Origin of the sequence: Corallococcus interemptor, from assembly GCF_003668875.1 — a bacterium.
Taxonomy (GTDB): Bacteria; Myxococcota; Myxococcia; order Myxococcales; family Myxococcaceae; genus Corallococcus; species Corallococcus interemptor.
Window position 1 is genome coordinate 19,087 of record NZ_RAWM01000010.1, and the last position, 13,631, is coordinate 32,717.

The window sequence follows — 13,631 nt, forward strand, 5'->3', positions numbered from 1 at the left end:
GAGCTCGCGGTGCGCGCAGCCAGACGCCACCAACCCAATTGAAAGAACGAAGAGATGCCAACGCATGGCGGCGCACTCTATCGCAAGAATTCAGGGAGCCACGGACGTGGTGGCGGCGACCAGGTTCCCCGCGCCGTCCTTCGCCAGGCCATACAGCTTGATGGCACCCGTCACGGCGGGCAGTCGCACAAGCCACATACCGGGAGTGGTTCCCTTCCGGGACTCCAGCACCGTCACCCGGTCGCGCTCCTCCCGGGTCGCCGCGCCCCGGAAGTTGTAGGCGAAGGACACGTCCAGCGGCGTGGCGGAGGTGACGTCGAAGGCCACGTTGGCCCACTCCTTCTCCACACCCCGGACCTCCAGGCGCACCGGTACCGGCAGCGCGGGCTCTGGCTTCACGCCTGTGTATGCCTCTCGCACCGCGTGCCACGCCGGACGCTTGGAGGTGCCGGACAGCATGCCCGCACGGCCCGGCCGCAGCCACAGGCCCACGAGGACACGCAGGCCATGCTTGTGCGCGGCATCAAGCAGCAAGGGAGTCTCATCCCCCGTGCCCCAGGTGCGCAGCGTATTGACGCCCAGGGACTTCAATTGCTCGCAATCCCTGTCGAAGTTGGCGGGCCCACCCGAGCCGCTGAAGGTGACCCCCTTCGCCACATAGGGCTGGCCGTCCACCCTCAGCTGCCAACCCTCGCCTGCCTTCAGGATGGCGGTGCGCGCGTCCACCTCCCACGCGAGAAGCGCGGACAACAGCAGGACGCCGGTGGCGAAGGAGCGGGCAGTTGTCATGGAGGCGGGAAGCCTAGAATCAAAATTCTTTGGAGTCCCCCCTCGAGTCCATCAAGTCAACAGCATCGCGAAGACCCATCCCCTCCACGGCACGAAGCGCCTTCACGACGTTGATCAGCCCCAGCTTCATCCCCCGCATCTCATTCAACGCCTGTTCCACGGTCAGGCCTCGCCCACGAAGCTCACTCAAGACGTCGACGGCCTTCTTCGAAAAATCCATCTATTGGCAACCACAAGGGACTTCGGAGCGTACCGTGAAGCTCGAAGGGAACGGATGGAGCGGTGACTTTGGCGGCTCCTGCCCGGTGCAGGGCCACGGCGAAGCGGATGGGCGTCCGTTCTACTTCCGCGCCAGCCAGTCCGCGTCCTCAGGGGCCTAGCATTTGTCGTAGCGTCCCGGCTCACCGGGCGACTTGCGGCGGTAGCACATGCGCGCCTCATTCGCGGCGTCGGTGCAACTGGAGTCATAGACGCTCTCGCCCGAGGGCATGTCGGTGAACCTGCCGCAGTTCGTGCTGGACTCCTTGATCTCAAGGACGCGAGGAAACGTGTCGCCCACCGGGGTGACCTTCACGTCGGTCCCGCCGTGGACGAAGCCCATGTGGCTTGTCGACTTGATCGTGAAGATGGAGCGCAACCTGCCCTCCTGCGCCTCCCAGTACGACAGCGTCTCGTCTTCGTTGCGCGCGTCCGTCTCTGTCATCTCGACCCGGAAGACCTGCCGCACCGGGTCGGTGAGGTTCTCGAAGGAGAACACCACGCGAAGGGATTCACCCTCGGCCGAGCCCGGCAGGAACTCCATCGGGATGGCGCAGAAGGTGTTCTTGGCGCTGAGCGGATGAAGCACCACCCCCGCCAGCAGCTTGTTCCCCTCACACAGCTGTCCCCGGGCCTGGAGGACGACGTCCTGCGTGTCCGCGGACAGGATGCGTGCACGGAAGACGTCGAGCTGCGCGGACGCCGGCCCCTCCTCCTTCAAGCACTCCAGCTGCTCCCACGCGGAGTCCAATCCCAGCGGGTGGAGGAGCTTGCGCAACCCGGCGGTCGTCGTCGCGGCGCGCACCTGCTTCTTCAGCTCCTGGGGATCCACCACGACGCGCAGCGCCGATGGACAGGCGGCCTTGCTGGGGGACGGTGGCGCCTCGGCGGCCGCCGGGGGCGTCGCGAGGACGGTCAAGAGCAGCATCGCGGATGAAAGGTGCATACGGACCCGAGAGCCTGACATGGCCAGGCAATGACAGCCAGCCTGACATGCCTTCAGGGCCGGAACTCGCTCACAGCTCGTTGAAGACGAGCAGCCCCCGCGACGAGTCCACCACATACACGTGCCCGTCGCCGGGGACACGGACGCCATAGACGCCTTCGAAGATGCTGTCGCCCCGGTAGGGGTCGCTCTCGCGGAAGGTGTTGTAATGCGCCACCTGCGTGGGCCGCGTGGGATTGGACACGTCCAGTACCCGCAGGCCCTCGTGGTACCAGGCCACGTAGAGCCGGGTACCGTGCAGGATGAGGTTGTGGATGGACGTGACGGGCCGCATCCGGAACTCGCCCAGCTTCACGATGCGGGCCGGGTCGGTGACGTCGAGCACGCGCAGGTGGGAGCTGTGGAACTCTCCCCCTTCGAAGGCGAGGGTGCGGCCGGCGAAGGTCCCCACCGCGCTGTGATGCGCGAAGCCGAGATCCGGGCGCGGGTACAGGCCCAGGTAGCGCACGTCATCCAGGTTGGTGACATCCATCACCCCGTAGCCGCCGAAGGCGTTGCTGATGTACAGGCGGTTCTCATACACGAACGCGTCATGCGGCCCCCCGGAGTCGAAGTCCCCGGGGATGGTGATGAGGGTTCGCAGCACCGGAGCCAGCGGCTGGGACACGTCGTAGACATAGGTGCCGGTGTTGGGGACCATGGCGTAGAGCCGCCCGCCGTCGACGAGCACCGTGTGCGCGCCATAGGTCCCCGTCGGCAGGCTTCGCACGAAGACAGGCAGGGCGGGATTGGAGAGGTCGTAGACGTGGACGCCCCTGACGCTGCTGGCCACGTAGAGGGCGTTTCCCCAGGCCCAGACACCATTCCAGAAGCTGTCCCCGGGCAGGCTGATCGAGGCCGTGAGGATGGGATTCCTCGGGTCGCGCACGTCGAAGACGGTGAGCCCTCCTTCGCGGCCCTGGTAGGGCAGCGAGACGACGTAGGCGTGGCCCAGGGTGACATAGACATCCACGGGCTGCCCCTGCGCGGCCTGGCGCTCCGAGAGCAGCGTCAGCCCTCCGGAGGACTCGGGCTCGCCCGCCCAGCTGGCGACGCGGTGGGCCTCGAAGGTGCCCTGCTGCGACAACTTCCCCCGGCGACAGGAGGCGAAGCAGCCGGTAATGACGTCCGGCGCGGGCCTCTGACAGCCCACCAGGGTCATGGTGAGGCTCGTGCGCGTGTTGGTCCCGATGAGGGAGAAGCGCCCGTCCTGCGTGTCCCGGAAGCGGAGCGGCTCGTCGAACAACGTGCTCGTGCCTCCGTCACTCCGGAGCTGGAAGCCGACGGGGCCGGTGCTGATGAGGGTGCCCCCGTCAGCCAGGCGTCTCTCATCCCGGGTGTTGGCCAGATAGATGCCCTCCTGGGGAAGCATGGCGAGCGCCGCCGGGTCGCAATTCGAGACGTCGAAGCGGGACAGCTCCTCGCAGGCGCTGCTGGACGCGTCCCGCGAATCGAAGCCGCACGGCGCGAAGGGTCCCCGATCCACCCAGTCTCCGTGCTCCTCCAGCTCGGTGTACGTGCCATCCCAGACAAAGGGGCCCGCGTCCGGGGTCCCCGCGTCGAAGGAGGATTTTGGGGGCGTGTCCTCACATCCGGGGAGGAGCTGGAGCGCCAGGATGACCAACAGCGTCCGCAGAGGACTTGTCATGGGAGACCTCGCAAGAGAAGGGCTCCCAGCCTAACGTTCCCACCCCGCCCATCCCCTCACCTCGTTTCGTGCTACTCCGGCGCCGTGGTCCCGCTTGTCACTCCCCTCGAACCGGCGACGGATGAAGTGCCGGGTGCGTTCCCCAGCCCCTTCGACGCCCTGGGCCCACATGCCCTCGCGCGCCGGGCCGCGGAGGCACTGCAAGCCGAGCTCCGTGAAGGTTCCATCGCTCCGGGACTACCGAGCGACGTCCTCCAGGGCCCAGACGGCGGGAAGATGTTCGGCGTGCTCGTGGTGCGGCAGCCGGATGGAACGTTCGGCGTGCTGCGCGCCTTCTCCGCGATGCTCGCGGGCCGCTGGGACGTCCCAGGCTTCGTCCCCCCTGTGTTCGACCGCGAGGCACGCGCCCGCGTGGAGCCGGTGGCCGATGCCACGGTGAAGGCCCTGCTCGCCCGCGCCGAGGCGTGGAGCGCTTCCGATGAACTGCGCCGCCTGCGTGAGGACGATGACGCCCGTCAGTCCCGTGAGGCCACGGAGCGCGAAGCCATGCGCCTGCGCCACGACGGCCGGCGGCGCCAGCGGCACGAACGCCGCGCCGCCATCATGGCCACGCAAGGGCTCACGGACGCCGAACGCGCCCAGGCGCTGCACGCGCTCGACCAGGAGAGCCGGGGCGACAAGGCGGAGAAGCGCCGGTGGGACGCGGCCCAGGAAGAGGCCCGGCGCATTCTCGCCCCCGCCCGCGCGAAGGCGGAGCGCCGCGTGCGCGCGCTGGACCGGCTGCGGCGCATCGTCTCGCGCGGCTTCATGAAGCAGTTCCACGACACCTACGCCATCACCAACGCCCGCGGAGAAACGCGCCCCCTGCGCTCGCTCTACGGCGGCGCGGAGCCCCCATCCGGTGCCGGTGACTGCGCGGGAGCGAAGCTGCTCGCCCATGCCTTCGCGCACGGACTCCACCCCGTGGCGCTCGCGGAGTTCTGGTGGGGCACGCCGCCCGCGTCCGGAGGCCGCATCCAGGGCGCCTTCTATCCGGCGTGCCGCGACAAGTGCGGCCCCCTGCTCCCGTTCATGCTGGAAGGCCTGACCGTCTCCGCCCCCCGCGTCTTCGTCCCACCACCGGCGCCGACGCCAGAGCTGTCCATCGTCTTCGAGGACGCGTGGCTCGTCGTCATCGACAAGCCCTGCGGCCTGCTGTCCGTGCCGGGCCGGGAGGCCGCCCTGCTGGACTCGGTGCTCACCCGCCTGCGGGCCCGCTACCCCCAGGCCACGGGACCGCTGCTCGCGCACCGGCTGGACCTGGACACGTCCGGGTTGCTCGTCGCCGCGCTGGACAGCCGCACGCACGCTTCCCTCCAGCGCCAGTTCCTCCACCGCGACGTGGACAAGCGCTACGTGGCGCTCATCGACGGTCCCGTGCAGGGCGACTCGGGCACCATCACCCTGCCCCTGCGCGTGGACCTGGACGACCGTCCCCGGCAGATCGTCGACCCCGTGCACGGCAAGCCCGCGGTCACCGGCTGGGAGGTCCTCCACCGCGCGGCGGGCCACACGCGCGTGGCCTTCCATCCGCGCACCGGCCGCACGCACCAACTCCGCGTCCACGCGGCACACCCGAAGGGCCTGGGCGCGCCCATCCTGGGAGACCCGCTGTACGGACACGCGGGCCTCCGCCTGCACCTGCACGCGGAGACCCTGTCCTTCGTGCACCCGGCGACGGGGCAGCGCGTGTCCTTCACCCGCGCCGCCCCCTTCTGAACGCCCGCCTCAGTTGACGAGCAGCACCTTGCCCACGCCGCCCTGCTCCGCGAGCTTCTGGGCCTCACGCGCGTCATCCAGCTTGAAGGTCCGGCTGATGGGAATCACCAGGTCGCCCTTCGCCGCGCTCACGGCAAGCTGTTCAAGCCGGTGCGCATCGGGATGCGCCATGAAGCTGCGCACGACGAGGCCCTTCTCCTTCGCGCCCTTCGGCTCGCCCACCACGGTGCCCACCGTCCCACCATGCTTCACCTTGTCGAGCACCGCGGCCACGGCCTCTCCGCCCACCGTGTCCGCCACCGCGTCCAGCGTGGGCAGCTTCGCGAGGTCCTTCGGATCATCCAGCGCGACGACCCCGTCCACGTTGAGGCTCTGGGCCTCCTCCACCTGCTTCTTGCGCACGCCCGCCCAGATTCGCGCGCCCCGCGCCCGCGCCGCGAAGACGGCCGAGCGCCCCACCGCGCCCAGCGCGCCCGTGACGAGCACCGTGTCCCCCTGCGAGGGCCGCACGTGCTCCTCGATGAGCTGCGTGCCCGTCAGCGTCACCAGCGGCAGCGCCGCGGCGTCCCGCAGGTCCAGGGTGTCGGGCACCTTCGCCCAGGCCTCCGTGGGCGCGACCACCGTCTCCGCGTAGCCCGCGTTCACCAGGCCCATCACGCGGTCGCCCGGCTCGAAGGCCTCCACGCCCGTGCCCACCTCCACCACCTCACCGGCCACGTCGCGCCCGAGGATGGTGGGGAACTTCAAATCCATCCGCCCCTTCATGTCACCCCGGCGGATCTTCCAGTCCACCGGGTTGATGCTCGCGGCGGTGACGCGGACCTTCACCTCGCCCGGCCCCACCTTCGGCTCGGGCATGTCCTGCACCGCGAGCACGTCCACGTCCCCATAGCCTTTGAGCACGACTGCTTTCATCCGGGCCTCCAGAGGGAATCCACTGTCGGCCCAACGGTATGCACCCGCGGTGAGGCCGCCATCGTCCGCGGCCGGACGCGCGGCCTCCTGCTCCCCTGGTCGGCGGCGGCCGGTCAGCGGGGCTGGAACTCCAGCGCCTCGCGCAGCACCGGGTACGTGTCCTCCGAGGCGGTGCTGCCCATGAAGGTGTCCAGGTGGCCGTAGCCCGGCAGCATGCGGCGCTGGTACCAGCGGGCGCCATTGGCCTCGCGCAGCCACTGGAAGGTGGCTTGCGTGGAGGACGGCAGGTACGTGCGGTTCTGCTCGCTGGAGACGAACGTGATGGGACGCTGGAAGGGCTGCGGGTCCAGGTAGTCCGGCGGCCGGGCCTGCCCGTAGCGCCGCAGGTTCTCCGCGCGGCCGTGGTCGAACTTCACCGCGTGGCCGCCGCGCGACATCTGTCCCAGGTGGCGGAACGTCAGCAGGTTGCACCGGCCGAACTGCTCCTCCAGCCGGGAGTGCGTCTCCGGGTTCAACCGCGCGTGCCGGTACAGCCGGCCGTACATGAACGACAGCCGGTGACACACCGGGCTGTCACACTCCATCCGCAGGAAGCTCGACACCTTCGTGAAGGCCGCCTGGAACAGCGGCGTGCGGGACGCGTCATCCGGCGTGAGCGAATCCAGGCCCGCGTCCAGCAGCTCCGGCACGCGCAGGAGCGCCTTGAAGCGCGTGGAGGCCGGCGTGTGGTGGTGCAGCGCCACCTGGGACGCCACCACGGTGCGCACGTCGTCCAGGTGCCCGGCGGCCATGGACATGAAGAACGCCGCGGAGCCCGCGCAGTGCACCACCGCCTGCACGGAGTCCGCGCCGGTGATTTCGCGCACGCGCCGCACCGCCGCCGGCATGTCGTGGTCCGCCGCGTCGTCCAGGGTGAACTGACGCAGGGGCAGCTGCACGCTGGCGCGCCAGTCCAAGAGCCACGTGTCGTAGCCGTGGCGCACCAGGTACTGGACGAAGTTCTCCTTCAGCGTGGGCAGCATGAACATGCCGCTCCACACGCCCGCGCCGTGCACCAGCAGCACCGGCCCCTTCGTGCCGCCCACGTAGCGGGTGAGCCTCAGGGGCACGCCGTCGCCCGCGAGGAAGTCGTACCGCTCCGCCACGGGCAGGCCCTGGAGCTTCACGTCCTGGGACAGCGTCCGGGACACTGCCGCGCCGCTTCGGTAATCAAAAGCCATGGGCCACCGCCTCCGCGATGCGCTCGGCCACCGCGCTGATGGTCATCACCGGATGGAAACCGATGGACGTGGGGATGACGGAGCCATCCGCCACGTACAGTCCGGGGTAGTTGAACACTTCGCCCTCCGTCGACACCACGCCGCGGGCCGGCGACTCCGCCAGGTGCGCCCCGCCCAGCGAGTGCACCGTGAACGGCCGGCGGAACAGCTCCCACGTCACGAGCGGCGCGAACGTCCCGCCGTACTGCGACGCCAGCTCACGCATCGCGGCCGTCATCCGGTTCACCAGCACCACGTTCTCGTTCGCGTAGTCCCACTCGATGTCCAGCCGGTCGCCCTTGAGCACCATGTGCCCGTTGGCGTTGTCCTGGCCAATGGCGAACAGGTTGCTCGTGCGCGCGGGGTCCACGCGGGTGCCCAGCGGCTTGCTGAACAGCCCCTTGCGGAACGCGCCATGCATCAGCGGCCACAGCTTGGGCCACAGCGGGGAGCCAATCCCACCCAGCGGCCCCAGCTGCGGCTGCCCCATGCCGGCGAGCACCGCCGTCGCCGGCTGGTTGAACGTGGCCGTCACCAGGGTGAAGCGCGGCGCGGCGTCGAAGAAGCGCATCACCGTGGCCACGTCCGGGCCCTGCCACGGGAAAATCTCCTCGCGGCTGCCCTGCATCGAGCCCAGGAAGTCGCCGTTGCCGGAGTACCCCTTGCCCAGCCAATCGCTCACCAGGGGCAGCGTGCGGGCCCGGTCGCGGCTGCGCAGCAGGATTTCCACCGTGCCCAGCGCCCCGGCGGACAGCACCACGCGGCTGCCTTCCACGGAGGACTTCTCCCCGGTGGCCAGGTCCTGGAAGTGCACCCGGTAGCCGCCCGCCACGCGCTGCACGTGGGACACGGACAGGCCCGGCCACACGGTGGCGCCCAGCTTCTCCGCGCGCGCCAGGTAGGTGAGGTCCAGCGTGTTCTTCGCGCCGTGCTGGCAGCCGAACTCGCACTCCGCGCAGCGCTGACACGCCTTGCGGCCCGGGGCGGAGGGCTCCGTCCAGGAGACGGCCTCGTCCGGGTCGAACGTCTGGCGGCCCATGCGCTTCGCGGCCTGCTGGAACAGGTCTCGCTTCCTCAGCGGCTCGGATGCCGGGAACGGCTTCACGTCCAGCTCGTGCGCGACCTTGTCGTAGTACGTGTCCAACGCCTCGCGGGAAAAGCCCCGGGGCCAGCGCGGATGGTCGAAGACGATGGGGTCCGGCCGCACGTGGACGTTCGCGTAGATGAGCGACCCGCCGCCCACGCCGCTCGCCGTCACCGTGCCGATGCCGGACAGGAAGCGCACGTCGTAGAGCCCCCGCGCCTCCGGGCGCACCGGGGGGTTCCAGAGCAGCTCATCCGCGCGCGTGACGTCGCGGGGGAACTGGCCGGGGTTGTAGCGGCGGCCCCGCTCCAGCACCGCCACGGACCTGCCCGCCTGCGCCAGCCGCAGCGCATTGATGGAACCGCCGAAGCCGGAGCCCACCACCACCACGTCGTACCGCTTCGCCATGCCCATGGTGTGTTCCCCCTTCAGTCGAACTTCGCGCGGGCGAAGACATCCCAGAGCGTGCCCATGAACATGCCGCCGAAGCGCCGCATCGCGTCCGCCTGCTTCAGCGGCGAGGACGTGCCCAGCACGGAGAACGTGGTGAGCTGCTGGAGGAAGTCCGGCAGGTGCAGGCGGATGATGCCGGTGGCGACCACGGCGCCGGTGCGCTCGTGCCCCTTGCGCAGCACCGTGTAGAGCGTGGACGTGTCGCTCCACACGTCGAAGCCCGCGTCGTCGTTGACCTCCTTGTAGCCATCCAGGAGGTACGGCTGGCCGTCCACGCCGGTGAAGGGCAGCAGGTACAGCATGCGCCGCTCGTAGAAGCGCTCCGTGCCCACGAAGAGGTTGAAGACGCCGTTCTCCACCGGCGCGCCCCCGGGCGGCGTGAAGCCGCGCACGTTCAGCGTGCCCTGCACGATGCCACCGTGGGACTCCTGCGCGAGGAAGCGGTCCAGGTTGGGCAGCGTGATGGTGACCACGAACTCCGCCGTGTTCCCCGCGCGCTGGCCCGCCCGCGCCGCCCCGGCGAAGTCCTCCGGCGCCGGGTGGTTCGGCTGGAGGAAGCCCTTCATCCGTTCCGTGAAGCGCAGGCCCACCACCGGCGTGGGGGACGCGACCGTGCCGCCCGCCGGAATCACCACGTCGCCCAGCGGATCCGTCCCCGGCACCACCGGCGAGGACACCGTCTCCACCTCCGGCATCATCCGCATGCTGACGCGGGGCGGATACGCGGGCGCGGTCTTCGCGGGCGTGCGCTCCGGCGCCGTCCAGCCCGGCGCGTCCTTCACCTGGCGGATGACCTGCTCCACGTTGCGCTCGGCCACCGCGGCGATGGTGGAGGACGGGTTGACGCCCACGCCCACCGGCAGCGCCGCGCCGTCCATCACATACAGGCCGGGATAGCCATGCACCTGCCCGCCCGCGTCCAACACGCCGTACGCGGCCTCCTCCGCCATCGCGCAGCCGCCCAGGTTGTGCACGGACACCGGCAGGTGCAGCCGCTCCCACAGCGGGTTGTACGCGGCGCGCGTGCCCAGCGCGCGGGCCACGTCCTCGCACAGCTGTTCCTGCGTGCGGTACAGCGGCAGGTTCGCGGGCACGTCCCACTGCACCTGGAGCTCGCGGGTGACGGGCGACAGCGTCAGCCGGCCGTTGGACTTGTCCCGCCCCATGGCCAGGAACACGGCCTGGAAGCGGCCGCGCTCGTTCTCGATGGCGGCCATCTCCCTGGAGCGCGTGCGCAGCACCTTCACCAGCTCGCGCTGGAGCAGGTCCGCCGGCAGCGTCATGGCCCGGTCGGGGTCCATGGCCACCATCAACCCCGCCGCCTGCACCGGGTGTCCGCCCTCCTGGAAGAGGAACCAGGTCTTGTCCTTGCCCTGCCCTTCGTCCACCACCATGCCGGTGGTGATGGTGGGGCCCACCGCCGGGTCCCACGGTTCCTTCGTGTCGAAGGCGAACGCGAGGAAGTCCCCGTTGGCGGAATAGCGGGACCCCAGCCGAGCGCTCAGGTCCGGCAGCGTGCCGTGCACGTCGCGGTTGCGAAGCAGCAGCTCCGTGGTGTTCACCGCGCCCGCGCACAGGAAGACGCGGCGGGCGTCCACGGTGCGCTGCATGCCGGCGTGGGCGTGGTCCGTGAAGGTGACGCGGTAGCCCGGCGACAGGGGCTCGATGCGCGTGACTTCCGCCTGGGTGGTGACCTCCGCGCCGCGCTGCTCCGCGACGGCCAGGTAGTTCAGGTCCAGGGTGTTCTTCGCGCGGCGGTTGCAGCCGATGTCGCACTCGCCGCAGTAGTTGCAGCCCTCCTGGAGCACGCCGAACTTGTTGGGCATCGGCTCGCCCGCGGGGCCGAAGCGCACGGCGAGGTTCGGGTAGAAGAACTGCGCCTCGCGGCCCAGCTTCTTCGCCACCTCCTGCATCTTCTGGGTCTTGGGCGGCAGGCCGCGCGCGGACGCCGTGATGGGCTGCACGTCCAGCATGTGCGCGACCAGGTCGTAGTACGGATCCAACGACTCCCGGCCGTAGCCCTCCGGCCACCCGGAGGCGAAGACGTCCGGAGGCGGGCGCAGGTGCACGTTGGCGTAGATGAGCGAGCCGCCGCCGTACCCCGCGGCCTGCACGACGCTCATGCCCTTGAGCAGCTTGATGTCGAAGAGCCCCTGCCGGTGCTGCCACAGCCAGCCGTTGCGAGGGTCCTCGAAGTCGCGGGGAAAGCTGCCCTTCGGGTAGCGCAGCCCGCGTTCGAGCACGCGCACGGACAAACCCGCCTGCGCGAGCCGACAGGCCGCCACCGCGCCGCCAAACCCCGTGCCGATGACCAGGGCGTCGTATGCCGGTGCCATGTTCCCCCTCCGGGTGCGGTCCCTGGGGAGCAGGGATCCGGAAGCGCGACCCGGGAACGTCCAGGAAAGGACGGACCTGACTCTACAACGGGTCCACCCGGTTTCCTTGAGGCCGGACCCCCTCCGCGGATCAGCATTTCTCGCTCGGGAGAGCGGGATTCTCTGATCAGCGAGGATTGATTGGCGAGCGGGCGGGCAAATGGCCGGCTTGGACGCGCGACGTCATGGCGCTGGCCCGGTAGCATCGGCGCACACCGGGTTTTTCTTCCATGAACGCGTACGACAGCCAGAGACGGGGATACCGGAGGTGATGACGGACGAGGAGCTTCCGGCGACACCGGCCGTGGATCCGCTGGTGGGGTCGAAGATTGGCGAGTTCGTCATCCACGAGCGCGTGGGCGCTGGAGGGATGGGGGTCGTCTACCGGGCGGAGCACCCGCTGATTGGCAAGCACGCGGCCATCAAGGTGATGCGCGCGGAGCGGGTGTCCCCGGAGCAGGAGCAGCGGCTGCTGGTGGAGGCGCGGGCGGTGAACGCCATCCGGCATCCGGGCGTGCTGGACATCTTCAACTTCGGGACGCTGCCGGACAGCCGGCCGTACGTGGTGATGGAGCTGCTCCAGGGCCAGTCGCTCGCGGACCGGCTGCGCGAGCAGCCCCGCATGGACGTGGGGACCTGTGCCTGGGTGCTGGTGCAGGTCCTGGCCGCGCTGGCGGCCGCGCACCGGGCGGGCGTGGTGCACCGGGATTTGAAGCCCGCGAACGTGTTCCTGGTGGAGCAGCCGGACGCGACGCCGCTGATCAAGCTGGTGGACTTCGGCATCGCCAAGGTGATGCAGGGGCCCGAGGCGCTGGCGCGGGCGGATGGCTCCACGCTGGGGACGCCGGACTTCATGGCCCCGGAGCAGATCCGCGGCGAAGAGGTGGGCCCGGCCGCGGACCTGTACGCGCTGGGAGTGATGGCGTTCCAGATGCTCACGGGCACGCGGCCGTTCCCGGGTGACAACGTGCAGGTGATGTTCGCGCACGTCGAGCAGGTCCCTCCCCGGGTGTCGTCGCGGGTGGAGGGGATTCCGCCGGAGCTCGATGAGCTGGTGTTCCAGCTGATGCAGAAGGAGCCCACGAAGCGGCCCGCGACCGCGACGGCCGTGCGGCTGAAGCTCCGCGGGTTGGCGCGACCGCCCGCGCCGTCCGAGGAAGCACCGCCGGAGTCACGGGCTGTACCGCAGGTGCCCACGGCCGTCGCGCCGCAGGTTCGCCGGAGCGGGATGTCCATTGCGCTGGCGGCGGTCGCAGGGCTGGCGCTGCTGGGGGTGGGTTATGGATGGGGGGCGCATTCGGAGAAGGCGGAGCAGCCGCAAGTGATTGTGCAGCCGCGACCTTCCGCGCCGGTGCTAGTGGAGACGCTGCCCGTGGAGCCGCCGCCGGTCCCTGTCGAGGCGCCACCCGAGGTCATCGAGGAAGAAGCGCAGACGGAGACCGCGACAGCGACCCTGGCGAAGTCCACGAAGCTGCCGCCCCTGCCGGCGGAGACGCCCTCCGAGAAGAAGATGGAGCAGCGGCAGGCGGGGCTGTTCAAGCTGCTACTCGCGCGGGCGAAGGACGTGGATGGAGACGGAGCGCTGCGCGGCAGGCTGCTCCAGCAGTACCGCGCCGCCGCCGAGGCAAAGACAGACTCCGAGCGCACGCGCATCCATGGCGCGCTGGATGACATCGAGAAGGAGCTGACCCAGCGCATCGCGCTGCACGACGCGCCTCCGACGATTGTCACCGTCGCCGCTGCTCCCAAGGAGCCGCCCCGCGTTCCGGCGCTCGTGATTCCCAGGCTCCCCAACCTGCCCCAGGGCAATGCCTCCGAGCAGCGCCTGGCCCAGCGCATGGACAAGCTGGTGGCGGAGCTGCGCAAGCGCACGCAGAACCAGGACGTCGCGCCGGAGCTCACGAAGCAGCTGGTGGACATCTACAAGTCCGCGGCGAACGCCACCACCGCCACCGAGCGCATGACCGTGAACCAGGCGCTGGATGCGTGGCAGGAGCGACTGACGACGCGCTTCCCGCAATGAAGCCAACGAAGCTCCCGCGCCACGATTGTCCTTTGAAGTAACCGTTACCTACCCACTCGCCGTCTCCTTGTTTCAGTCTGTCGG

At 69.9% G+C, this 13,631-nt stretch carries 11 protein-coding genes; 3 read left to right on the forward strand and 8 right to left on the reverse strand.

Translation table 11 applies throughout. The features are described 5' to 3' along the window. Nucleotides 1–90: 90 nt before the first annotated feature. Entirely contained in the window at nt 91–789 is a 699-nt protein-coding gene (locus tag D7X96_RS05825; RefSeq protein ID WP_120548615.1) for a hypothetical protein, read from the reverse strand. Nucleotides 790–808: 19 nt separating this feature from the next. Then, nucleotides 809–1,009 (reverse strand): hypothetical protein, encoded by a 201-nt coding sequence (locus D7X96_RS05830; RefSeq protein WP_121769198.1) that lies wholly within the window; start codon nt 1,007–1,009, stop codon nt 809–811. A gap of 34 nt (nt 1,010–1,043) precedes the next feature. Between D7X96_RS05830 and D7X96_RS41395 the strand changes: the two genes are divergently transcribed. Then, complete coding sequence (locus tag D7X96_RS41395; RefSeq protein ID WP_255425037.1) at nt 1,044–1,169, forward strand: hypothetical protein; 126 nt, start codon at nt 1,044–1,046, stop codon at nt 1,167–1,169. Here D7X96_RS41395 and D7X96_RS05835 read toward each other — a convergent pair. Together D7X96_RS05835 and D7X96_RS05840 are read right to left on the reverse strand one after the other, a co-directional pair. Next, nucleotides 1,166–1,993 (reverse strand): hypothetical protein, encoded by an 828-nt coding sequence (locus tag D7X96_RS05835; RefSeq protein ID WP_147468247.1) that lies wholly within the window; start codon nt 1,991–1,993, stop codon nt 1,166–1,168. The genes D7X96_RS41395 and D7X96_RS05835 overlap by 4 nt on opposite strands. A 70-nt stretch (nt 1,994–2,063) precedes the next feature. After that, complete coding sequence (locus D7X96_RS05840) at nt 2,064–3,680, reverse strand: LVIVD repeat-containing protein (RefSeq protein ID WP_121769199.1); 1,617 nt, start codon at nt 3,678–3,680, stop codon at nt 2,064–2,066. A 276-nt stretch (nt 3,681–3,956) separates the two neighbouring features. On the opposite strand from D7X96_RS05840, the gene D7X96_RS05845 reads away from it, so the two are divergent. Further along, nucleotides 3,957–5,438 carry an RluA family pseudouridine synthase gene (locus tag D7X96_RS05845; protein ID WP_244219458.1) on the forward strand — a complete coding sequence of 494 codons (1,482 nt, stop codon included), beginning with the start codon at nt 3,957–3,959 and terminating at the stop codon, nt 5,436–5,438. Between the two features lie 9 nt (nt 5,439–5,447). On the opposite strand, the gene D7X96_RS05850 is transcribed toward D7X96_RS05845, so the two are convergent. The 4 genes from D7X96_RS05850 to D7X96_RS05865 form a co-directional block, all read right to left on the reverse strand. Further along, nucleotides 5,448–6,353, reverse strand: a complete 906-nt coding sequence (locus D7X96_RS05850; protein ID WP_120548620.1) for an NADP-dependent oxidoreductase — start codon at nt 6,351–6,353, stop codon at nt 5,448–5,450. A 113-nt stretch (nt 6,354–6,466) separates the two neighbouring features. Continuing rightward, nucleotides 6,467–7,573 (reverse strand): alpha/beta fold hydrolase, encoded by a 1,107-nt coding sequence (locus tag D7X96_RS05855; protein WP_121769201.1) that lies wholly within the window; start codon nt 7,571–7,573, stop codon nt 6,467–6,469. Further along, a complete protein-coding gene (locus D7X96_RS05860; protein WP_199747197.1) occupies nt 7,563–9,110 on the reverse strand; it encodes a GMC family oxidoreductase N-terminal domain-containing protein in 1,548 nt (515 codons plus the stop codon). The genes D7X96_RS05855 and D7X96_RS05860 overlap by 11 nt, the downstream gene beginning before the upstream one ends. A gap of 14 nt (nt 9,111–9,124) precedes the next feature. Next, the gene (locus D7X96_RS05865) at nt 9,125–11,485 is read right to left on the reverse strand and encodes a GMC oxidoreductase (RefSeq protein WP_121769202.1); all 2,361 of its coding nucleotides are present in this window, start codon (nt 11,483–11,485) and stop codon (nt 9,125–9,127) included. A 310-nt stretch (nt 11,486–11,795) separates the two neighbouring features. Here D7X96_RS05865 and D7X96_RS05870 point away from each other — a divergent pair, with 310 nt between their 5' ends. Beyond that, nucleotides 11,796–13,547: a serine/threonine-protein kinase gene (locus D7X96_RS05870; RefSeq protein ID WP_244219459.1), complete on the forward strand. Its 1,752-nt coding sequence runs from the start codon at nt 11,796–11,798 to the stop codon at nt 13,545–13,547. Nucleotides 13,548–13,631: the final 84 nt, after the last annotated feature.